This is a genomic window from Streptomyces sp. DT224, assembly GCF_049844595.1.
Classification (GTDB): Bacteria; Actinomycetota; Actinomycetes; order Streptomycetales; family Streptomycetaceae; genus Streptomyces.
This window is the reverse complement of record NZ_JBNCLI010000002.1, coordinates 45,201-65,669: the sequence shown is the minus strand read 5'-3', so window position 1 is coordinate 65,669 and position 20,469 is coordinate 45,201. Positions and strand designations below refer to the sequence as shown.

Annotated in this window: 17 protein-coding genes; 3 read left to right on the top strand and 14 right to left on the bottom strand. The window is 73.7% G+C overall.

Translation table 11 applies throughout. The annotated features are described in order from the left end of the window. Positions 1-5 precede the first annotated feature (5 nt). Positions 6-3,380: a hypothetical protein gene (locus ACLQ2N_RS04120; protein WP_425809106.1), complete on the bottom strand. Its 3,375-nt coding sequence runs from the start codon at positions 3,378-3,380 to the stop codon at positions 6-8. Between the two features lie 72 nt (positions 3,381-3,452). Between ACLQ2N_RS04120 and ACLQ2N_RS04115 the strand changes: the two genes are divergently transcribed. Continuing rightward, positions 3,453-4,370 carry a chitosanase gene (locus ACLQ2N_RS04115; RefSeq protein WP_425810189.1) on the top strand — a complete coding sequence of 306 codons (918 nt, stop codon included), beginning with the start codon at positions 3,453-3,455 and terminating at the stop codon, positions 4,368-4,370. Positions 4,371-4,396: 26 nt separating this feature from the next. Here ACLQ2N_RS04115 and ACLQ2N_RS04110 read toward each other — a convergent pair whose 3' ends face one another. Both ACLQ2N_RS04110 and ACLQ2N_RS04105 read right to left on the bottom strand, forming a co-directional pair. Beyond that, the gene (locus ACLQ2N_RS04110; protein ID WP_425809104.1) at positions 4,397-5,983 is read right to left on the bottom strand and encodes a GMC family oxidoreductase; all 1,587 of its coding nucleotides are present in this window, start codon (positions 5,981-5,983) and stop codon (positions 4,397-4,399) included. A 97-nt stretch (positions 5,984-6,080) separates the two neighbouring features. Beyond that, positions 6,081-6,335: a WhiB family transcriptional regulator gene (locus tag ACLQ2N_RS04105; protein WP_018100193.1), complete on the bottom strand. Its 255-nt coding sequence runs from the start codon at positions 6,333-6,335 to the stop codon at positions 6,081-6,083. Between the two features lie 146 nt (positions 6,336-6,481). Here ACLQ2N_RS04105 and ACLQ2N_RS04100 point away from each other — a divergent pair, with 146 nt between their 5' ends. Then, on the top strand, positions 6,482-8,656 hold the full coding sequence (locus ACLQ2N_RS04100; protein WP_425809102.1) for a DEAD/DEAH box helicase: 2,175 nt from the start codon (positions 6,482-6,484) through the stop codon (positions 8,654-8,656). A 5-nt stretch (positions 8,657-8,661) separates the two neighbouring features. Here ACLQ2N_RS04100 and ACLQ2N_RS04095 read toward each other — a convergent pair whose 3' ends face one another. The 3 genes from ACLQ2N_RS04095 to ligD all read right to left on the bottom strand — a co-directional run bounded on the left by ACLQ2N_RS04095 (position 8,662) and on the right by ligD (position 11,839). Then, complete coding sequence (locus ACLQ2N_RS04095) at positions 8,662-9,612, bottom strand: multicopper oxidase domain-containing protein (RefSeq protein WP_425809100.1); 951 nt, start codon at positions 9,610-9,612, stop codon at positions 8,662-8,664. Positions 9,613-9,758: 146 nt separating this feature from the next. Next, entirely contained in the window at positions 9,759-10,832 is a 1,074-nt protein-coding gene (locus tag ACLQ2N_RS04090; protein WP_425809098.1) for an ABC transporter permease, read from the bottom strand. Continuing rightward, entirely contained in the window at positions 10,829-11,839 is a 1,011-nt protein-coding gene (gene ligD, locus ACLQ2N_RS04085; RefSeq protein WP_425810187.1) for a non-homologous end-joining DNA ligase, read from the bottom strand. The genes ACLQ2N_RS04090 and ligD overlap by 4 nt, the downstream gene beginning before the upstream one ends. A 97-nt stretch (positions 11,840-11,936) precedes the next feature. On the opposite strand from ligD, the gene ACLQ2N_RS04080 reads away from it, so the two are divergent. Continuing rightward, positions 11,937-13,001, top strand: a complete 1,065-nt coding sequence (locus ACLQ2N_RS04080; protein ID WP_425809096.1) for an ATP-dependent DNA ligase — start codon at positions 11,937-11,939, stop codon at positions 12,999-13,001. A 214-nt stretch (positions 13,002-13,215) separates the two neighbouring features. Here the strand turns inward: ACLQ2N_RS04080 and ACLQ2N_RS04075 are convergent, their stop codons facing one another. The 8 genes from ACLQ2N_RS04075 to ACLQ2N_RS04040 all read right to left on the bottom strand — a co-directional run bounded on the left by ACLQ2N_RS04075 (position 13,216) and on the right by ACLQ2N_RS04040 (position 20,469). Then, on the bottom strand, positions 13,216-14,421 hold the full coding sequence (locus ACLQ2N_RS04075; RefSeq protein WP_425809094.1) for a lytic murein transglycosylase: 1,206 nt from the start codon (positions 14,419-14,421) through the stop codon (positions 13,216-13,218). Between the two features lie 20 nt (positions 14,422-14,441). Next, positions 14,442-15,170 (bottom strand): hypothetical protein, encoded by a 729-nt coding sequence (locus ACLQ2N_RS04070; protein ID WP_425809092.1) that lies wholly within the window; start codon positions 15,168-15,170, stop codon positions 14,442-14,444. Positions 15,171-15,203: 33 nt separating this feature from the next. Further along, positions 15,204-15,734: a hypothetical protein gene (locus ACLQ2N_RS04065; RefSeq protein ID WP_425809090.1), complete on the bottom strand. Its 531-nt coding sequence runs from the start codon at positions 15,732-15,734 to the stop codon at positions 15,204-15,206. Positions 15,735-15,808: 74 nt separating this feature from the next. After that, the gene (locus tag ACLQ2N_RS04060) at positions 15,809-16,387 is read right to left on the bottom strand and encodes a hypothetical protein (protein ID WP_425809088.1); all 579 of its coding nucleotides are present in this window, start codon (positions 16,385-16,387) and stop codon (positions 15,809-15,811) included. After that, a complete protein-coding gene (locus ACLQ2N_RS04055; RefSeq protein WP_425809086.1) occupies positions 16,384-16,905 on the bottom strand; it encodes a hypothetical protein in 522 nt (173 codons plus the stop codon). Before ACLQ2N_RS04055 ends, ACLQ2N_RS04060 begins: the two co-directional genes overlap by 4 nt. Continuing rightward, entirely contained in the window at positions 16,902-18,164 is a 1,263-nt protein-coding gene (locus ACLQ2N_RS04050) for an MCE family protein (RefSeq protein ID WP_425809084.1), read from the bottom strand. Before ACLQ2N_RS04050 ends, ACLQ2N_RS04055 begins: the two co-directional genes overlap by 4 nt. Further along, positions 18,161-19,333 (bottom strand): MCE family protein, encoded by a 1,173-nt coding sequence (locus tag ACLQ2N_RS04045; RefSeq protein ID WP_425809082.1) that lies wholly within the window; start codon positions 19,331-19,333, stop codon positions 18,161-18,163. The genes ACLQ2N_RS04050 and ACLQ2N_RS04045 overlap by 4 nt, the downstream gene beginning before the upstream one ends. Then, positions 19,330-20,469, bottom strand: a complete 1,140-nt coding sequence (locus ACLQ2N_RS04040) for an MCE family protein (RefSeq protein ID WP_425809080.1) — start codon at positions 20,467-20,469, stop codon at positions 19,330-19,332. Before ACLQ2N_RS04040 ends, ACLQ2N_RS04045 begins: the two co-directional genes overlap by 4 nt.

Sequence of the window (20,469 nt, the reverse complement as noted above, 5' to 3'; positions counted from 1 at the left end):
CCCGCTCACTCCCGGACCGTCACCTCCGCGTAGGCCGCGTCGCGCACCTCCGTTTCCGGGTGGCGCCGCAGCAGCCGCAGCTGGGTCCGCCACGGTCCGGTCCAGCCCGTGTGCCGCCCGCCGGCCGCGACCAGCCGCACCGCCAGCAGGCCGTGCGCGAGGCCGCCGTCCTCGGCGAGCCGGCCCGCCACCGCGAGCAGCGTCGCCGCCCCGTCCTCGCCCCGGGGGACCCCGTGGTGCGTGGCGTACAGGAGCGCGATGCGGGCGGCGAGCACGGGCCGGCCGGTGACCAGCAGGGCGATGCGGTCCAGCGCGGCGTGCAGCGCGTCCGCGCCGCTCTCCGGGTCCACCGCCCCGGTCAGCAGCTCGGCGGCCTGCGGTACGTAGTCGCGGTGGCGGGCCAGGCGGTCGCCGGCGGCGGCGAGGACGGACCGCAGGGTCGCGTCGGCGCGCGCCCCGGCCGTCGAGGCGAGGCGGTTCACCAGGTGCACGGCACGCTGCCGCTCGGGCCGGTCGCGGTCGCTGCCCGCGTCGTCCATGGCGACGGAGTCCGTGAGCGTGCCCAGCGCTCCCATCAGAGCCCGTGCGGCCTCCCCGGAGGCGGCGGGCGCCGCACCGGCCAGCGCGTCGGCGGCCGAGCGCCAGGAGCGGCGGCGCGCCAGGTCCGTCGTGGCGGCGGCCAGCACCTCGCAGATCCCCGGCTCCCACGGTATCCAGCGGGCCACCACGGCATGGGCGGCGGCGGCCAGCTCCTCGTCGTCCGTACCGCACACCTCCCGCACCAGGCGCGCGTAGCCGGTGCGGTGCGCACCCGGCAGGTCCATGGGCCGCACGCGCAGGACGGCGGTGCGCAGCACGGCGGGCCCGGCGGCGGCGTCCGCGAGCAGCCGCCACATCCGCGCGTCGCCGAGCAGGGCGATGGCCCCGGCCACGCAGGCGGCCCGGACGTCCGGGTGCTGCTCGGGGGCTTCGTACCCCTCGGTGACCAGGTCGGCGGCGGTCTCCCGGGGCAGCCGGGCCACGGCGAGCCGGACGGCCTCCTTGCGGCTGGTGACCTTGCCGGTGCCGGGGGCCAGCCGGGCGCGGAGCATCGGGGCGAGGACGGAGGGGCGGACGTTCTGTGAGGCGCGGCCGGCCGCGAAGACGGCGACCCGGGCCCGGTCGTCCCCGGTGTGGGCGAGCAGGGTCGGCAGCACCTCGGGGGCGCGGTCGGTGTGGCCGAGCGCGGTGAGCGCGGCCTCGGCGAGCACGATGTCGTCGGAGCCGGTCCACTCCCCCAGCGACGCGGCGCCGGTCCCGGGGATGCGGGCCAGGGCGGCGACGGCGCGCGCCCGCCCGTGGAGCGGCAGCTTTCCGTCGCGCGCCGCGTGGCGCAGGGCGCGTTCGGCCGCGTGGTGCTGGCGGGGTACCCAGCGGCGGATCTCGGGCCCGGGGTGGACGGTCCAGGGGCGGCCGGGGGTGAGGAAGCGGCCGTGCGGCGGCGGGGTGGCGAGGTACGGGTCGAGGAGGTCGGTGCGGGTGCGGGTGAGGACCGCCAGCGCCTCGGGCAGGGTGCCGGCCGAGGGGTCGAGCGCGAGCAGCCGTTCGACGCGCTCGCCCCGGTCCGCGTCCGGCTCCAGCCAGAGCCGGACGGCGGTCCGCGCGGTGGTGACCGAACCGAAGCGGATCGCCTGCCACAGCAGGTCCTGGAGCTCGGGCAGCCCGGCCGCCCGGCGGCCCAGCGCCCGGACGAGCGCGAACGCGAGCCCGTAGTCGCTCTTCTCGGCGCCCGCCTCCAGCCAGGGCCGCAGGGCCTCGAACACGTCGTGCTCCTGGCCCCTGCGCAGGGCGCGGTCGAGCCGTCCGAGGTCGGCGCCGCCGGTGTTGCCGGAGATCCGGACCAGGGTGCGCAGCGACCAGCTGACCAGGCCCCGGCCTGGGGCGCGGCGGCCGGTGGCGGCGTGTTCGCGCAGCAACCGCACGGCGAGGGTGCTCAGGGCGTGCCGGGTGGCGTAGGAGGAGTCGCGGGCCTCGACGGCGTCGGCCGAGATCCGGTCCAGGGCCGGTTCCATGGCCTCGGTGAACAGTCCGGCGGGGACGCCCGCCAGGGCGAGGAGGGCGGCCGAGCGGACGGGGTCCTGTTCGTTGCGGAGCCTGGCCATGTCGTCCAGGAGTACGGCGACGGGCCCGGGCGCGCCGGTGCGCCCGGCGTTGCGGACGAGCAGGGGCCAGGCGAGGGCCCGGTCGGCGGCGGCGGGCCGGCGGGTCGCGGCGAGCAGCCGGTCCCAGACCTCGGCGGCCGGGAGGTAGGACTCGGCGAGCAGCACGGTGTGCCAGTCCTCGCCGCGTTCGGCGGCCCTGGCGGCCATGCGGCGCGCCTCGTCGGCGACGCCGCTGCGGGGCAGTGCGTCGAGGAGGTCCGCGTCGACGGCGGGGCCGCCGGGGCCGCGTCCGGCGGTGACCGAGGCGTGCAGGGCGGTGCGCCGGCCGGGCGGGAGGGCGGTGAGGAGGCGGGCGAGGCCGGCCGAGTCCTGGGCCATGGCCCGGCCGAGCTCCACGACGAGCCCTTCGGGCGCGGTGCGGGCCAGGCGGAACAGGACGCCGTCGGGCACCCCGCGCGCGCCGCGCTCCAGCATCGGCCGGGTCTCCGGGCGCAGGAGCAGCCGGGCGGTCCGGGCCGGGTCGGCGGCGGCGAGGGCGCCGAGGCGGCGGGCCAGGGGATACGGGAGGGTGGCCGGGCCGAAGCGGTCGAGCAGTTCGAGGACACGGGCGGGCCGGGCGGTGACGGCGGCGGCGAGCCCGGGGGCGTACCGCTGCCACCACTCCGGGCGCTGCGGCTCGGGCAGTTCGGCGAGCTGACGTTCGACGGCGTCCAGGAGGGGGCCGGGGTGGCGGCGTCCCAGAGCGCTCCAGCCGCGTACGGCGTACAGCAGCTCGGGCAGCAGCCGGGCCACGGTGCCGGCGGGGCAGCCGGGCAGCAGCACGGCGGCCTCGGCGTCGCCCCAGTCGGCGCGCACCCGTTCGAGGAGCCGGGCGGCGAGGTCGGTGCGCCGGTCGTGGACGACCGCCCGCAGCAGGCGGCGGCGCGCGGCGCGGGGCAGGTCGTCCAGGGCCCGTTCGTACGCCTCGTCGGGGACGCCGAGGCTCCGGGCGACCCGCAGGGCGTGGCCCTGCACGAAGGGGTCCGGGTCGGCGAGGTGCGCGCTGATCCACTCCGCGTCGCCGCCGACGGCCGCCACGACGACGGCGATGCCCCGCTCGTACGGGCCGCCGCCGTCGAGTTCGTCCAGCACGCGGCGCAATTCCCCCGAAGCGGACAGAACGCGTGCCCGGGCGGCGAGTTCGCGCATGCGCCGGGGGTACGGAAGCGGATCGAGAACCTTCAGCAGGGCATCGGTCATGGGGCGATTCTGCCGTGCGGGGGTGTGCCGCCCGGGGGCGGGCGGGGACCGTACGCTGTGCCGGTGAAACCTGTGACCCGCTTCGTTCTCATCGGGGCGCCGCTGGCGATTGCGGTCGCCCTCGTCCTCAACCCCGGCGGCGACGACGCCGGGCTGCCCACGGACTCGCCGAAGGCCGCCGAGGCGTCGGCCTCCGGGCCGGTGAACCCGGACCCGTTCGCGGCGGCGGACGACGAGGAGCGCGCGGAGATGAGCAAGCGCGTCGAGCGGGCACCGGCCGGGCTCGCCGCGCCGCGGATGCGTGAGATCGCGTGGGAGCTGCTGGCCAGCGCGGAGGGCTCGACGCTGGACTGGCGCACGCAGTACGCGACGATCGAGGACAGCGGCGACGGCACCGGTTACGCCGCCGGTCTCGTCGGGTTCTGCTCCGGTACGCACGACATGCTGGCGTTCGTCGAGGCGTTCACGAAGGACCACCCGGACAACCCGCTCGCCCCGTACCTTCCCGCCCTGCGCAAGGTCGACGGGACCGGGTCGCACGAGGGCCTGGACCCGGGGTTCACGGGGGCGTGGAAGAAGGCGGCGGAGGATCCGGCGTTCCGCACGGCGCAGGAGGAGGTGCGCGACAAGCAGTACTTCGAGCCGGCGGTGCGCCTGGCGAAGCTGGACGGCCTGGGCACGCTGGGCCAGTTCATCTACTTCGACACCATGGTCCTCCAGGGCCCCGGGCACGAGGCGGACTCCTTCTACGGCATCCGGCAGGCGGCGCTGGCCGAGGCGGACACGGTCGCGGAGGGCGGTGACGAGTCGGCGTACCTGGACATCTTCCTGGACACCGCGCGGGCCGTGATGAAGTCGAAGAAGAACCAGCAGCACGACACCTCGCGCATCGACACCGCGCAGCGCGTCTTCCTGGAGGACGGGAACCTGGACCTGGAGCCGCCGCTGACCTGGAAGATGTACGGCGAGACGTTCCGCATCCCGTCGTGATCCCGGCCCGCGGCGGCTCCCCACGCTCACTGGGCGCGGGCGTCCTGTCTGATCAGTTCGGCGGCCTTCTCGGCGATGGCGACCGTGGGGGCGTGGGTGTGCCCCCGGGTGATGCGCGGCATGACCGAGGCGTCGACCACGCGCAGACCCCGGACACCGCGCACCCGGAGCCGGGGGTCGGTGACCGATCCGGGGTCCTGGCCCATCCGGCAGGTGCCGACGGGGTGGTAGAGGGTTTCCGCCCCGGTCCTGATCGCCTCGGCCAGGCGGTCGTCGTCCACCTCCCCCGGGTAGTGGCCCATGGGCGTCGAGGTGTGCGCGGCGAGAGCCGTGTGGGCGAAAAGGCGTTCCGCGTGGCGGACGCCGTCCATCATGCGCCGCAGATCGGTGCCGGACGCGAGATAGCCCGGGTCGATGCGGAGGGCGGAGCGGGGGTCCGGGTGGTCCGTGTCCAGGGTGATGCGGCCGGTGCTCTCGGGCTGGAGCAGGACCACTCCGATCGTGACGCCGTGTTCGGTGGGCGGGGTCAGTCCGTGGTCGATGAACGGGGCGGGGGCGAAGATCAGTTCCAGGTCCGGGGCGGACGGTGCGCAGGCGCTGCGTACGAAGGCGACGGCCTCGGCCAGGTTGGAGCTGAGCGGTCCGCGTCCGGTGAGCAGGTAGCGGGCGATGTTCGCCGGGGTGTCGGCGCCCGTCATGGTGACCGGGCGCGGGCAGCGCAGGGTGAACGCGAAGGACAGGTGGTCCTGGAGGTTGCGGCCGACGTCCGGTGACGCGGCGCGGACCTCGATGCCCGCGCGGCGCAGTTCGCCGGGGTCGCCGATGCCCGAGCGCAGCAGCAGGTGCGGGGAGCCGATGGCGCCGGCGCTGAGGATCACCTCGCGGCGGGCGGTGAGCGTGCCGGAGACCTCGGTCTCCACTCCGGTGGCCCGGTCGCCGTCGAAGGCGAGGGCGCGGACGCGGGTGTGCGTGAGGACGTCCAGATTGGCGCGCCGGGCGGCCGGCTTGAGGTAGCCGTCGGCCGCGCTCCAGCGCCGCCCGCGCCGCTGGTTGACGGGGGTGAGGGCGACCCCGCTGTGGTCGGGCGCGTTCAGTTCGGGCAGGAACGTCAGGCCGTCCTCGCGGCAGGCGGTGACGAAGTCGGCGGTCAGCGGGGACGGGCTGCGGGGCGGCGCGATGTGCAGCGGCCCCCCGGTGCCGTACACCGTGCCCCCGCCGGCCGGACCGGACCAGCGCTCGGCGCGCCGGAAGTAGGGCACGATCGCGTCGTGGCCCCAGTCCGGCCCGGCGGCCCCGGCCCACGCGTCGTAGTCGTCGCGGTGGCCGCGTACCCACATCATGGCGTTGATCGAGGAGGAGCCGCCCAGGGTGTGGCCGCGCGGCCAGAACAGTTCACGGCCACCGAGCGCCGGCTGTGCCACCGTGCTGAAGTCCCAGTCGAACGGGGTCTTGAACAGCTGCGGGAAGGCGGCCGGGACGCGGATCTCCTGCTTGCGGTCGGGTCCGCCCGACTCGACCAGCGCGACCCGCACGGTGGGGTCCTCGGACAGCCGCGCGGCCAGCACGCAGCCGGCCGAACCCGCCCCGACGACGACGTAGTCGTACTCGCTCAACTCGGCTTCTCCTCCAGGTCGACGCGGGCTCCGTCACGGGCACAGGGTCCGCGCACGGAGACGGTGGAGGCCGAAGTCTCGCACGTACAGCGGCGTTTCAGGCCCGCTCGCGGCCAACTCTGCGCAGTCGCTCCCGCTCCTTCTCGGACAGGCCGCCCCAGACGCCGAAGCGCTCGTCGTTGTCGAGGGCGTACTCCAGGCACGCCTGCCGCCCCTCGCAGGCGTTGCAGAGCTGCTTGGCCTCCCGGGTGGAGCTGCCCGGGGCCGGGAAGAAGAACTCGGGGCCCGCCTGGGCGCACAGTGCTGTCTCCTGCCAGGAGAAGGCGGGGTCGGTCGCGGTGTTGATCAGCATGACGGCCACAGTGCCGTGCCGCGATAAACGACTGATCAACGCCGCGTCAATGGGGCCCGCGTCCGGCCGGAGCGCCGGCGCCGCGTGGGACGATGAGGGCCGCCGTGCGCGGATGGCTGCGCGGTCGCGGAGACAGAGGAACGCACATGACCGAGGGCGGGGCACGGGTCGGGCGGGCCGCCCGGGAGGCGCTCGTCCACGCCGACGGCCTGCTGGACGCGGCGCGCGGGGTCCTCGCCGACCACACCCGGGCCGTCTCCGCCGTCCGGACGTGCCTGGACCCCCTGCTCGACGCCCTCGTGCGCGCCGAACTCGCCGCCATCCCCGTCTCCCGGCTGAAGGACGTCACCAGTGGCCGGCTGCGCCTCGGCGCGCTCGAGCAGGCGGGCTTCACCACGGTCGGCCAGGTGTACGGCGCCGGCCGCTACGAGCTCCGCCAGATCCCCGGTGTCGGCGCGCAGACGGCCGACCAGGCCTTGGCGGCGGCGGGCGGGATCGCGCACGCGGTGCGGGACACCGTCGCCGTGCGCATGGACGTGGACGACCGCAACGAGGCCGTGACCGCGCTGCTCGGCGCGGTGTACGGGCTGGTGGAGGCGGGCCCGGACGCGCGGCGGGCGGTGGCCGGGGCGCGTGCGCTGGCCGGACGCCTGGAGCCGCTGCTGGCGACGGCCGGTCCGGCGCGGGGGCGGCTGCGGATGCTGTTCGCCGGACGGCGGTCGCGGGCCCGGGTGCGCGAGGCCGTGGCCGGGGTGCGGGCGGCCGTCGCCGACGCCGTGGAGCGGGGGCTGCCGCCGCTGTTCGCCCAGGTGTCGGCCGATCTGCTGCGGGAGCCGGGGTCCCCGGCCGCCGCCTGGGTCGACTTCGAGCTGCGGTCCGCCGAGTACTACAGCCTGCTCGCTGAGCTCTCCGGCTCGGGGCCCGACCGGGACGCGGCCGAGGGGTTCCTGCCGTCGGGGATGGCCGGCCGGGTGCGTGGGCTGCGGCTGGACGACGCCCTGCTGCGGGTCTCCCTGCGCGGCTACCAGTCATTCGGTGCCCGGTTCGCACTCGTCCAGAAGCGGGTGATCCTCGGCGACGAGATGGGGCTCGGCAAGACCGTCCAGGCCATCGCCGCCCTGGCGCACCTCGCGGCGCACGGGGAGACCCATTTCCTGGTGGTCTGCCCGGCGAGCGTCCTCATCAACTGGACACGGGAGGTCCGGGCCAGGTCCACCCTGCGCGCGGTGCCGGTGCACGGTCCCGAGCGGTGCGAGGCGTTCGCGGAGTGGCGGGAGTCCGGCGGGGTCGCGCTGACCACCTTCGACGCGCTGCACTCGCTGCCGGACGCCGCCGGGAGCGGGGTGCGGCCCGGGATGCTCGTGGTGGACGAGGCGCACTACGTGAAGAACCCGGAGACCCGCCGTTCGCGCGCGGTCTCCGGGTGGTCGGAGGGCACGGACCGGGTGCTGTTCCTGACGGGCACCCCGATGGAGAACCGGGTGGAGGAGTTCCGCAGCCTCGTCCGCCGGCTCCGGCCCGAGCTGGCCCCCACGGTCGGCGCCGGCCACGGCGCGGCGGGCTCGCGAGCGTTCCGCCGCGCCGTGGCCCCCGCCTATCTGCGGCGCAATCAGGAGGACGTCCTCGCCGAACTGCCCGCTGTCGTCCAGGTGGACGAGTGGGTGGGGTTCAGCGAGGGCGACCTGCCGGCGTACCGGGAGGCGGTGGCCGCCGGGCACTTCATGCGGATGCGCCGGGCGGCGTACGCCCGGCCGGAGACCTCCGCCAAGCTGAACCGGCTGTGCGAACTGGTCGCGGAGGCGGCGGGCAACGGTCTGAAGGTCGTGGTGTTCTCGTACTTCCGCGAGGTCCTGGAGACGGTGCGCGGGGCACTCGGTGACGGGGTGCACGGACCGCTGTCGGGAAGCGTGCCGGCGGCCCGGCGCCAGGGGCTGGTCGACGCGTTCACGGCGGCGGACGGTCACGCGGTGCTGCTGAGCCAGATCCAGGCGGGCGGGGTCGGGCTGAACATGCAGGCCGCGTCCGTCGTCATCCTGTGCGAACCGCAGATCAAGCCGACGACGGAGCACCAGGCCGTGGCGCGGGTGCACCGGATGGGCCAGATACGGACGGTGCGGGTGCACCGGCTGCTCTCCGCGGACAGCGTCGACCAGCGCATGCTGGACATCCTGGCCCGCAAGGAGCGCCTGTTCGACGCGTACGCACGGCGCAGCGATGTCGCCGAGACGACGCCGGACGCGGTCGACGTCTCGGAGGGCGAACTGGCCCGCCGGATCGTCGAGGAGGAGCAGCGGCGCCTCGCCGCGCCGACGGACGGCTGAAGGACCTACCCGTCGTGTCCGGGGACGGTGCCGTCCCGGTCGGCGACGAGCAGCATGCCGCCCATCCCCCGGTCGGCGTGGCTCTGGACGTGGCAGTGGTACATCCAGGCGCCGGCACCTACGTGTTCGCCCGCGATCACCTGGAAGCCGAAGGAGTCCGCCGGGCCGACGATCTTCGTGTCGACCACCCGGCTCGGGTCGCCGGGCCCGGTGAGCATGCCCGTACGGTTGTCCGCCCAGCGATGACCGTGCATGTGGAAGGTGTGGTAGAAGTCGCCGTGCGTGATCATGACGACTTCGAGCCGGTCGCCGAGCGTGGTCGTGAAGTCCGGGCTCTCACCGGCCGGGGTGTTGTTGATCGACATGCCGTTGAAGACGATCGCGATCGTCTTGTCCGGCAGGATGTCGCCCCGGCGCCGGACGACCAGCGGTCCGTAGAGCCCGTTGCGGATGCCGCCGGTGCCGTGGTCGGAGCCGACGGCGTGGTCGTGGTAGTGCCAGTAGCCCGCGCTGCCCGGCTGCCAGGTGCCGTCGCGGCGCGGGCCGGGGGTGTGGGTGCGCCAGGTGTACGTGCGGGTGGCACCGGGTTCGACGGTGCTGTGGTTCATCCGGGTGCCGTCGCTGGCGATGTCGTAGTCGACGCCGTGCGCGTGGAGCCCGGCCGGCACGTCCAGGGTGTTGACGAACTCGATGTGCAGGGTGTCGCCCTCGTTGAGCTCGATGAGCGGGCCGGGCACGGTGGCCTTGCCCTTCTCCAGCCCGTAGCCCATCCGCCCGTCCGGCAGCTTCTCCACGTACATGCGGATGTGCCGGACCACTCCCCCGGCGGGCGCCCGGCGGAGCCGGCGGGGCAGTGCGGCGGCGCCGGGCGCCGGAAGGGACAACGATGTCACCCCCGCGGCCGCCGCGACCCCGCCGCCCATCAGCATCCGCCGGCTGAAACTTCTGCGGTCCATGTCGAACTCCCCACTGCTGACGGGTGCTGCCGAGGATGTGGCGACGGGCCGTCACGAGGCCCGGAAAATCGCTTACCCACAGTAAGGAGAAGTCCGCCTCCGGGCCGTCAAGCCGGGTGGGCGAGTCGCGGAATACGTCTGTCTGATCAGCCGGCCGTCGCCGCGTGCTGCGGCATGTGCGGGCGCCCGCCGGGGTGGCGGTGGCGCCACACCCAGAAGACGGTGCACGAGACGAGTGCCCAGGCCGCGAGGACCAGGTAGGGGAAGACGCGCTGGTGGCCCTGGTAGTAGACGGCGGTGTGCTGGGCGTTGACGGAGGCGCCCGGGGGCAGCCAGCGTCCGATGTGCCCGAGGAGCGAGGGCAGCAGCGGCCAGGAGACGGCTCCGCCCGAGGACGGGTTGCCCAGGAGCACCATGACGCCCCAGGTGGGCAGCATCGCCCAGCGGCCGATCAGGGTGTTGAACATGGTGAAGACCATGCCCGAGGTGAACATCGTGAACGCGAGGATCAGCCAGGACTCGACGAAGGGCAGGTCCACCGCCCCCAGCAGCCAGTCGACCACGGCGGCGATGGCGAAGGCCCCCAGGAGCGAGTACAGGATCGTGAAGCCGATCCGTTCCGCCGGGATCAGCGCCCGGGCGTGCACGCTGAGCTGGATGGCGCCCACGAAGCCGATGATCACCGCGGCGAGCGAGATGTAGAAGAGCGCGAGCCCGCGCGGGTCGCCCTTCTGGAGCGGTTTGACGTCCTGCACGGCCACCGGGATGTCCAGCGCGTCGCCCACCTTCACGGCGGACTCGGCGAGCAGTTGGGCGACCGCCGCCCCGGAGGCCGCGGCCACGTCCAGGGAGACGCCCCGGGCGCCGGACCGCACGATGGCGAAGACCTTCTGCTCATCCAGGGCCTCGCGCGCGGCGGCCGCCGTCGGATAGACGCGGATGGCCAGGGAGGCGTCGAGAGCCTTGTCCATCCCGGCGACGAACTCCCGGCCGCGCGAGGTGTCCGGCTCGCTGACCACGGCGGTGGGGACCCGGTGCGGCGTCGGGTTGGCCATGGCGTACGTGTAGGAGCCGGCGAAGAGCCCGGCGGCGGCCGAGAGGATGAACAGCAGGACGATCGCCGGGAAGTACGGGGACTCCTTGAACCCCTGCCACTTCTGGCTCCGGGTCAGCGGCCGGCCGTGCGCCCCATGCTCCGCACCGGCTTGCGGTTCGCTCACGTCTCGTCACCCTGGTCGCGGCGGGCGCGGCTCGGCTGCACGCGCTTCGGCTCGCCGGGCATCTTCGGGTACTCGGGCGGGTAGGGCAGGTCGCCGGGCCCGCCGTCGCTCGCATGGCGGTCGGCCAGTTCGAGCAGCGAGTCCAGCCGGAACGCCTCCTGGTCCATGTCGGCGTGCACGTCGCCGTGTTCCGCGTACCGCACGGGCATGGTGCGGAGGTCGAAGTCGCGGGGTTCGGCGTCGTCCAGCTCCGCCCAGCGCAGCGGGGCGGAGACCGGGGCGTGCGGGAAGGGACGTACGGAGTAGGCGGAGGCGATGGTGCGGTCGCGGGCGGTCTGGTTGTAGTCGACGAAGATCCGCTCGCCGCGCTCCTCCTTCCACCAGGCGGTGGTCACCCGGTCCGGCATCCGGCTCTCCAGCTCGCGCCCGACCGCGATGGCGGCGCGCCGCACCTCGGTGAACGTCCAGCGCGGTTCGATGGGCACGAAGACGTGGATGCCGCGCCCGCCGGACGTCTTGGGCCAGCCGCGCAGCCCGTGCTCCTCCAGGACGCCGCGCAGCTCATGGGCGGCGCGGACCGCGTCGGCGTAACCGGTGCCGGGCTGCGGGTCCAGGTCGATGCGCAGTTCGTCGGGGTGGTCGGTGTCCCCGCCCCGGACCGGCCAGGGATGGAAGGTCAGGGTGCCGAGGTTCGCGGCCCAGAGGACGGCGGCCACCTCGGTGGGACACATCTCCCGGGCGGACCGCCCGCTCGGGAAGGCGATCTCGGTGGTCGGGATCCAGTCGGGGAGGTTCTTGGGGGCGCGCTTCTGGTAGAAGAACTCGCCCTCGACGCCGTCCACGAACCGCTGCAGGGTGGTGGGCCGGTTGCGCAGGGCGCGCAGGATGCCGGGGCCGACCGCGAGGAAGTACTCGGCGACGTCCCTCTTCGTGTAGCCCTTCTCCGGGAAGTAGACCTTGTCCGGATGGGACAGCCGGACCGCCCGCCCGGCCGCGTCCAGCTCCACCGCTGTGCCCGCTGCTGCCATGTCGGCCACGGTAGGCCGGGCACACATATGCCGCATATCGGGAGACTCCGGTCGCCGTACGGTCCACAATCGGTCCATGGACCTGCCGGTGATGCCGCCCGTGAAGCCGATGCTCGCCAAGTCCGTGAAGAAGATCCCGCCGGGCATGCAGTACGAGGCGAAGTGGGACGGCTTCCGGGCGATCGTGCACCGGGACGGTGACGAGGTGGTGATCGGCAGCCGGACCGGCAGGCCGCTCACCCGTTACTTCCCCGAGGTGGTCACCGCCGTCCGGGACAATCTGCCGGAACGCTGTGTGGTGGACGGTGAGATCGTCGTCGCGCACGGCGGGCGGCTCGACTTCGACCGGCTCAGCGAGCGCATCCACCCCGCCGAGTCGCGGGTGCGGCTACTGGCCGAGCGGACCCCGGCCGCGCTGATCGCCTTCGACCTGCTGGCACTGGGCGACGAGTCGCTCCTGGACGCGCCGCAGGCGGACCGGCGCACGGTCCTGGAGGTGGCGCTCGCCGGGGCGTCGGCGCCGGTGTACCTGGCCCCCTCCACGACCGACCCGGCCCGCGCCGGGGAGTGGTTCGAGCAGTACGAGGGGGCGGGGCTCGACGGGGTCGTAGCGAAGCCGCTCGACGCGCCGTACCGGCCGGACGTCCGGGCCATGTACAAGATCAAGCACGAGCGCACCGCCGACTGCGTGGTGGCCGGCTACCGCTTCCACAAGAGCGGCCCGGTCGTCGGCTCACTGCTGCTCGGCCTGTACGACGACAGCGGCGCGCTCCAGCACGTCGGGGTGTGCGCGGCCTTCCCCATGAAGCGCCGCGCGGAGCTCGTCACCGAGCTGGAACCCCTGCTGACCGACGCCGACGACCACCCGTGGCGTGCCTGGGCCGAGGCGGAGGCGCACACGGGTGCCCGGCTGCCCGGCGCCCCGAGCCGCTGGTCCGGGAAGAAGGACATGTCCTGGGTGCCGCTGCGGCCGGAGCGGGTCTGCGAGGTGGCGTACGACCACATGGAGGGCGACCGCTTCCGGCACACGGCCCAGTGGCGCCGCTGGCGGCCCGACCGTACGCCGGACAGCTGCACGTACGCGCAGTTGGAGGAGGTCGTGCGCTACGACCTCGCCCAGGTGCTGGCGGGCGGCGGCTGAGCCCTCCGGAACACCGTGCCGCCGCCCCGGCCAGGCCCTGGGGCGTGTCTGACCATTCCCGTCGTCCGCCCGGAGGACGGGCAGGGCGGCGTCAGGTGCGTGCTCTCGGCGTGCCGGCCCCAGACCCCTGTACTGGATGTACTGGGGTCTGGGGCCGGTGCGGCGAGAGTGCTTGCATGACGCCGCCCGGCAGACGGGAATGGTCAGACAGGCCCTAGTCCGCCGTGGGCGGCAGGGTGGGGCTGGTGCAGGGTTCGTCGGTCTTCGTCGGGTCGGGCGAGGGCGAGCCGGTGGGCTCGGTGGTGTCGGTCGGGTCGGGCGCCGGGGCGGTCGTGCAGCCCGGGTCCGGCTTCGCCGTGGTCGGGTCCGGGTCGGGGGTGGTGCTCGGGTCCGGGGTGGTGGAGCCGGTGTCCGTGGGGTCGGGCGAGGGACCGGTGGTGTCCGTCGGGTCCGGATCGGGCGTGGTGCTTGGGTCGGGGTCGTGGGTGCCGGGTGTGGTCGGGCGGGTGCTGGGCTGCGGGCCGACCTCGATGCCGCCGCCGTCGCCGTCTTCGGGATCCGACCCTCCGCCCACGGGGTGCTCCGGCTTGCTGGGACTGCCGGCACCGGGGCTCCTGGGGATGGGCCCCGTGCCGTCGGTGACCGGGTGGGTGCCCTTGCGGTAGAACTCCAGCCAGGACAGCACCGTACGCAGATAGGTTTCCGAGTGGTTGTAGCTGAGGATCGCCCGGTTCATGTCGGACGAGACCGACAGATCGCGCGTCCCGGCGCACAGGTAGGCCCCGGCAGCGAGCGCCGCGTCGTACACGTTGTTCGGGTCCCGGCGCCCGTCGCCGTTGCCGTCCCGGCCCCAGTGCGCCCAGGTGGACGGGATGAACTGCATCGGGCCGACCGCACGGTCGTATGTCGCGTCCCCGTCGTAGGCGCCGCCGTCGCTGTCCGGGATGTCGGCGAACCCGGCGCCGTTGAGGACGGGGCCGAGGATCGGCGAGACGGTCGTGCCCTTCTCGTCGACCCGGCCGCCGGCCGCGTGCCCGGACTCCACCTTGCCGATCGCCGCCAGTAACTGCCAGGGCAGCCGGCAGCCGGGGTCGCCGCGTCCCATCGTCGCCTCGGCCTTGCGGTAGGCGGCGAGCACGGTGGCCGGGATGCCCGCCTCGGCCCACGACTGCTTGGCCTCGGGGCTCTGCTTCTCACCCTTCTTCGGCGGGTCCGGGCTCTTCAGCGGCGGGAGTTCGGTGTGGTACGAGTCGTCGTTGGGAACCTCCGACCAGACGACGTCGTCCGTCTTCTGGCGGTGCTTCGGGGTCGCCTCGTGCGCGGCGAGCTGGGGTGCCTGGGACGCCGTGAGCGCGGCCATCGCGGCGACGGCCGCGGCGGTGCTGCCGAGTCCTCGGCGCATGGTGCCGTTGAACCTCATGCGTGCCTTCCTCCGTGGGGTCACCGGGTGAACGTGTCGATCGCGGAGATCCGCCAGCTGCCGCCCTTGCGGACCGCGTCCACGCTGAACATGGCGGCGGCGTACGTGGTCTCCTCGGACTTGCCGGTACGGGTGTTGCGCTGGTCGGCGTAGATCAGCAGCCGGGCCCGGTCGCCGTCGAGCATCTCCACGCCGCTGTCGGTGACGGTCGTGGTGAGGACCAGCTTCTGCTTCGGCGCCTGCGCCCGGACCTCGGCGAGCATGTCCGCGTGCTGCTGGACCGCCTTGCCGGTCAGATATCTCGTCACCGCCGCCTCGGACTTGGCGGGTGAGGCGTAGTCGTACGAGAAGACCGCGCCGACGGCCTCGGTGATCTGGCCCTTCACCTCGCTGGTGCGGCTGATGTCGGTCAGGGCCGTGTTCTGCCGGCTGGGGTCGTCGCGCAGGCTCGCCGCCGAGGTGAACGCCCAGGCGGCGACGGCGCCGAGGATCAGGGTGAGAACGAAGAGGACGGCGGGCAGGCTCGGGCGCGGCCGACGGCGCGCGGTGGCCGTCTCCGGCTCCTGCCCGGCCTCCCCTTCGTCCTCCTCGCTCTCCGGAACCGCCTCGTCCGGCGTGGCGTCCGGCTTCTCCAGGTCCGGCCCGCGCCCGGTGCGGGGGCGGGGCGGGGCGGCCGTCGCGGCGCGTTCGGCGGCGGCGACCGTGGCCAGGCGGCGCTGGCGGTTGACCAGGTGACGGGTGGTCGACATGTCCGGGTTCCTCTCGGTGCGGGGGCGGGGGTGTCAGCCGGCGGTGTTGCCGACGGGCGCCTGGCCGAGCGCGCTGAGCTTCCACCCGTCGGGGGTGCGGGTGAGCTGGCCGAGCATCCGGCTCTCCTTCACCGCGGGCTTGCCCTTCGGCGCGGTCACGGTCACCCGGAGCGCCACCATGACCCCGGCCTTCCCGGCCCGGTCGTCCAGCTCGGTGACCGCGCCGGCCAGCACCTTGGCGGTGCTGACGGTCTTCGCCTCCTGGATCTGCTTCACGAACCCGGCCCGCCCGTCGACCAGTTGCCGGTGCAGATCCCCGGTGGTGGAGTCCTCCCAGCTGTCGAGCCCCCGCTCCAGCTGCGCGTGGTCGAGCGTGTTCATGTTCTGCACGGCCTGCTCCCCCGCCGCCAGGACCTCGTCGCGGGTCTGGGCGTACGCGGCCGAGCTGTCGTGCGCCGCCCGGTACCGGGACACCCCGCCCCAGCCCGCGGCCCCGGCCGCCGCGACCGTCAGCACGATCGCCGCCGTCACCAGCGGATTCCTCGTCATCGCTACCCGTGCCATCGCTGCCTCTCCCTGCCGGCGGTCCCGCCGTGCTGTGCTGTCCGTGCTCGGTGGTGCGGTGGTGCCTCTCGCGGCTACCGGGAGGTGATCTCCACGATCGTCCAACGCCCTTCGCGCAGTCGGGCCGTGACGGAGAGCTGTGCGGCCGCCTTGCTCGCCGCCTTGCCCTTGCGCTCGTAGACCTGGTCGAGGAAGACGAGCAGGTGTGCGCTGTCGGGCGTCAGCCTGGTCACGCCGGCGCGCACGACACGGGTGGTGAGCGTGAGCTTCTGGTCGGCCGACTGCTTCTCGACCTGGCCGAACAGCGCCGCGTACTGCTGGAGCGCCTTGCCCGCGAGCAGCTTCTGCGCGGACGCCTTGGTGGCGGCGGTGCCTTCGGGGCTGTACGAGAAGACCTTGCCGAGGGCGTGGGTGACCTCGCCGGCCACCTGGGCGGTGGCCGCGCTGTCGGTCAGCGCCCGGTTGGACGTGGCGGGCGTGTCCCGCAGCTGCCTCCCCGCCACGTACATCACGGCCCCGGCGGCGAGCAGGGCGACGACCAGGACTCCGGCGAGGGCGCGCGGCCACCGGCGGGCCGGGCGGGTGCCGGTCTCCTCGGTGTCCTCGGGCGGCTCGACGGCCGCCTCCGGCTTCTCCTCGACGTCCGTGTTCATGCGCCGCTCCCTATGCCGAGCGCCGTGAGCGCCTTGATCTTCCAGCCGTCCCCGGTCCGGGCGAGCGTGGCCTCGAAGCGTTTGCGCTCGGTGCCCGCCTTGCCGGTGCGAGGGGTGACCTCGACGTCGACGGTCGCGATCATCAGCGCGGTGCCGGTCCGCTCGTCCAGCTCCGTGAGCGCGGCGTCGGTGACCTTGCCGCGCGCGGTGGCGCCGGACGCCTTGAGGTCGGCGGCGTCCTTCTTCCGGGTCCGCTTCAGCTGGTCGTACAACGGGCCCGTGGCGGACTCCAACCAGCCGGCCAGGCCCGCGTCCACGCTCGCCGCGTCCTTGCCGTCCAGCGTGTTGAGCCGGGCCAGCGCCTGGCGCCCGTCCGCGAGGGCCGCGTCCCGGCTCTTGGCGTAGGCCAGGTCGTCGTCGCCGCACGCCTGGGCGTACGACCAGCCGCCCAGGGCGCAGACGAGGGCCGCGATCAGCAGGACGGCCCAGCCGCCGAGGCTTCGCGTACGGGGGTTCACTCGCCGTCCTCCTGTCCCAGGCCGAGCAGCCCGGCCATGCCCCGGGCCTCCGGGGCCGCGTCGGTCGCGGCGCCGAGCACTCCGGGCAGCCGGTCCTCCTCGGTGTCCCCGAGGAGGAGGGCCCCGGCCTTCGCCGGTTCGGGGAGCGGGCCGCCGGTCGGGGCGTTGGCGCTGCCCCGGACGCCGATGCCGGTGCCGGGCGAGGCGGCGCAGCGGGCCTTGGTGTTCAGGGCGGGGGCGGGTGAGAGGTCGAGGCCGTTGCGGTAGGTCGTGCCCTCGTAGCCGGCGGTGCAGGGCAGCGGCTCGAAGAAGGTGACCGACATGCCGAACCGGGCGCCGTCCTCGTCCACCGCGCTGGCCCCGGCGGCCGCGACGGCGGGGAGCTTCACGAGCAGTTCCTCCAGGCCGCGCTGGCGGGTGACGGCGACGTCGGAGGTGGTGAGGAGGTTGGCGACGACGACCCCGAAGCCGGGTTCGACGTCCCGGAGCAGTCCGCTGATCTGGTTCGTCGCGTCGGGGGCGGCGGCGATCAGCTTGCGCAGGTCGGTGTCGGACCCCTTGAGCTGGGCGGCCAGTTCCTTGGCCCCGGAGGCGAACCCCTTGAGCGCTTCGCCCTGTTCGACCTGGGTGCGCAGGACGGTCCTGCCGTCCTCCATCAGCCGGGTGTTGACGGGCAGCGCGTCGTCGGCGGCGTCCACGAACGCGCTGCCGGTGTCCAGGAGGACCTGGAGGTCGTCGCCGCGCCCGCTGAACGCGGTGCCGAACTCGTCCACGACGGTGCGCAGGGACTCCAGGTCGACCGAGGAGGTGAGGTCGTTGACGCTGGTGAGCACGTTGGTCACGGGCGCCGGGACGGAGGCCGCGGCCTCGTCGATGACCGAGCCGTTCGCGAGGTAGGGGCCCTCGGTGCGGGTCGGCCGCAGGTCGACGTACTGCTCGCCGACGGCGGAGAGGTTGGCCACGACCGCCTTGAGGTCGTCGGGGATGCGGGGCGCGGACTTGTTGATCCGCAGCTCGGCCTCGACACCGTCGTCGGTGAGTTCGATGGGCCCGACCCGGCCGACCGAGACCCCTCGGTAGGTGACGTTGGAGTGCGTGAAGAGGCCGCCGGTGCGCGGGAGTTGCATCTTGACCGTGTAGTAGTCGCGCATGCCGACGTAATGGCCGAGGTCGGCGTAGCGCACACCGAGGTAGGCCAGCACCAGCACGGAGATGATGAGGAAGGCGATGTTCTTGAGCCGGATGGCGAGGGTGATCATCGGTTGCTCCCCTTCGCATTCGTGGGCCGGCTCGTCGTCGGTGCCGAGGTCGCGGGAAGGGGCAGCGGCAGTCCGGCGCCGGCGACCGCCTGGCCCTGAGCGGGCGGGGTCTCCGCGTCGGGGTCGTAGGCGGGGATGATCTGGGTGCCGGGTTCGGCCGTCAGGTCCAGGTACACGTTGAGGTAGTCGCCCTTCACGCCGCGCAGCACCTCGTCGGTGAACGGGTAGGTGAGCAGCACCTGGAGGGAGTCGGGCAGGTCGTTCCCGGAGTCGGCGAGGGCACGCAGGGTCGGGGCGAGGGCCTTGAGATCGGCGATGGTGTCCGCCTTGCTCCGGTTGATGGTGGTGACGGCGACGTCGGAGAGGGTGTCCAGGGAGCGCAGCATCGTCATGAGCGAGCCGCGCTGCTTCTCCAGGACCTTCATGCCGGGGCTGAGCTTGGTGAGGACCGTGCCGACCTGCTGCTTGCGGCCGGCGAGGGTGCTGGAGAGCCGGTTGACACCGTCGAGCGCGGCGGTGATGTCGCCGCGGTGGTCGTCCAGGTTGGTGACGAGCTTGTCGACCCGGTGGAGCATGGACGTGACCTGGGGTTCCTGCCCGCTCAGGGCCTTGTTGAGTTCGGTGGTGATGGTCTTGAGCTGCTGGACGCCGCCGCCGTTGAGGAGCATGGACAGGGCGCCGAAGACCTCTTCGACCTCGGGGTTGCGGTTGGTACGGGTGAGCGGGATGCGGTCGCCGTCGGCGAGGGTGCCCTGCTCCTTGCCCTGGGCGGGCGGCGTGAGCTGGATGTACTTCTCGCCGAGCAGGCTGGACTGCTCCAGGTGGGCGTAGGCGTTGGCGGGCAGGTCGATCTTCCCGTTCACCTTCATGGTGACCCGGGCCTGCCAGCCGTCGGGCGCCAGCGAGATCTTGGTGACCCGGCCGACCGCGACGTCGTTGACCTTGACCGAGGACTGCGGGGAGAGGCTGAGCACGTCCCCGAAGTCCGCGGTGATCTCGTAGGGGTGGTCGCCGAGGTCGGCCCCGCCGGGGAGCGGCAGGTCCTCGATGCCGGAGAAGTGCGGGGCTCCGCATCCGGTGACGAGGAGGGTGCAGCAGAGGCCGAGCGCGACGAGTGCCGGTCCCCCCGCGGTGCCGAGGGCGGCGGGTCTGCGCGGTCGCCGGTTCATCGGTCCGCCCCCTTCGTGTCCTTGGCGTCCTTGGCGTCCTTGGCGTCCTTGGCGTCCTTCGGGGTGCCGTAGACCGTGCCCACGGCCGGGAGCGGCAGCGCGGGAAGCGCCCGTTGCCGTTCGGCGTCCACCGGGGAGAGTCCCTGGAGGGCGAGGGAGGGTTCGACGAGCGGGCCGCCCATGCTGAGTTCGTTGAGGTTGGTCCGGCCGTTGAGCGTGCGGTGCTCGGGGTCGTAGGCGTTGAGCACGTTGCCCGCCGCGAGCGGCAGGACGTCCATCGACTCGGCCAGCGAGGCGCGCTGGTCGACGAGGGCCTGGGTGATCGGCACGAGGGCGTCCACGTTCTTCTTGAGCTCGCCCCGGTTGTCCTTGATAAAGGTCTTCACCTGGCCGAGCGCGGTGCCGAGTTCCTTGAGTGCGGCGCCGAGGTTCTTCTTGTCGTCGGCGAGGAAGCCGGTGACCGAGTCCAGCTGTTTCTCGGCGGCGCGGACGTTGCCGTCGTTGTCCTTGAGCATGGTGGTGAAGGTCTGGAGGTAGGACAGCGTGTCGAAGAGGTTGCCGCTCGACTTGTCCAGGGTCTTGGTGGCCTTGCCGAACTGCTCGATGGAGTCGCCGATGTCCTTGCCGTTGCCCTTGAGGTTCTTGGCCCCGGTGTCCAGGAGCCCGGCGAAGGCACCTTCGGCGTTCGCCCCGTCGGGGCCGAGCGCGGTGGACAGTTCGGTGATGGACGCGTAGAGCTGGTCGACCTCCACCGGGACCGCGTTGTTGGCGGCGGGCAGCTGGGCGCCGTCCTCCATGGCCGCTCCCCCGGTGTAGGCGGGGGCCAGCTGGACGTACCGGTCGGCGACCAGGCTGGGGGCGACGACCACGGCGTGCGCGTCCTTGGGGACCTGGACGCCCTTGTCGATGTGCAGGACGACCTTGACGTCCTTGCCGCGCGGTTCGACGGATTCGACGCGGCCGACGCGTACGCCGAGTATGCGCAGGTCGGAACCGGCGTAGACGCCGGTGACCTGGTCGAAGTAGGCGGTGACGGTGGTGCCGCCCCGCTCCTCCAGGGCCGAGACCCCGGAGGTGGCGGCGACGGCCACGACGACGAGGCCGGCGCCGATGCCGATGACGCGGGTGAGTCTCAT

What these genes read in the sequence shown, in the direction of transcription:
- ACLQ2N_RS04080 (WP_425809096.1), top strand. Translation starts at nt 11,937, where the DNA reads ATGGACCTGCCGGTGATGCCGCCCGTGAAGCCGATGCTCGCCAAGTCC.
- ACLQ2N_RS04120 (WP_425809106.1), bottom strand. Translation starts at nt 3,380, where the DNA reads ATGACCGATGCCCTGCTGAAGGTTCTCGATCCGCTTCCGTACCCCCGG.
- ACLQ2N_RS04105 (WP_018100193.1), bottom strand. Translation starts at nt 6,335, where the DNA reads ATGCTGATCAACACCGCGACCGACCCCGCCTTCTCCTGGCAGGAGACA.
- ACLQ2N_RS04050 (WP_425809084.1), bottom strand. Translation starts at nt 18,164, where the DNA reads ATGATCACCCTCGCCATCCGGCTCAAGAACATCGCCTTCCTCATCATC.
- ACLQ2N_RS04100 (WP_425809102.1), top strand. Translation starts at nt 6,482, where the DNA reads ATGACCGAGGGCGGGGCACGGGTCGGGCGGGCCGCCCGGGAGGCGCTC.
- ACLQ2N_RS04040 (WP_425809080.1), bottom strand. Translation starts at nt 20,469, where the DNA reads ATGAGACTCACCCGCGTCATCGGCATCGGCGCCGGCCTCGTCGTCGTG.
- ACLQ2N_RS04060 (WP_425809088.1), bottom strand. Translation starts at nt 16,387, where the DNA reads ATGAACACGGACGTCGAGGAGAAGCCGGAGGCGGCCGTCGAGCCGCCC.
- ACLQ2N_RS04070 (WP_425809092.1), bottom strand. Translation starts at nt 15,170, where the DNA reads ATGTCGACCACCCGTCACCTGGTCAACCGCCAGCGCCGCCTGGCCACG.
- ACLQ2N_RS04075 (WP_425809094.1), bottom strand. Translation starts at nt 14,421, where the DNA reads ATGAGGTTCAACGGCACCATGCGCCGAGGACTCGGCAGCACCGCCGCG.
- ACLQ2N_RS04045 (WP_425809082.1), bottom strand. Translation starts at nt 19,333, where the DNA reads ATGAACCGGCGACCGCGCAGACCCGCCGCCCTCGGCACCGCGGGGGGA.
- ACLQ2N_RS04065 (WP_425809090.1), bottom strand. Translation starts at nt 15,734, where the DNA reads ATGGCACGGGTAGCGATGACGAGGAATCCGCTGGTGACGGCGGCGATC.
- ACLQ2N_RS04095 (WP_425809100.1), bottom strand. Translation starts at nt 9,612, where the DNA reads ATGGACCGCAGAAGTTTCAGCCGGCGGATGCTGATGGGCGGCGGGGTC.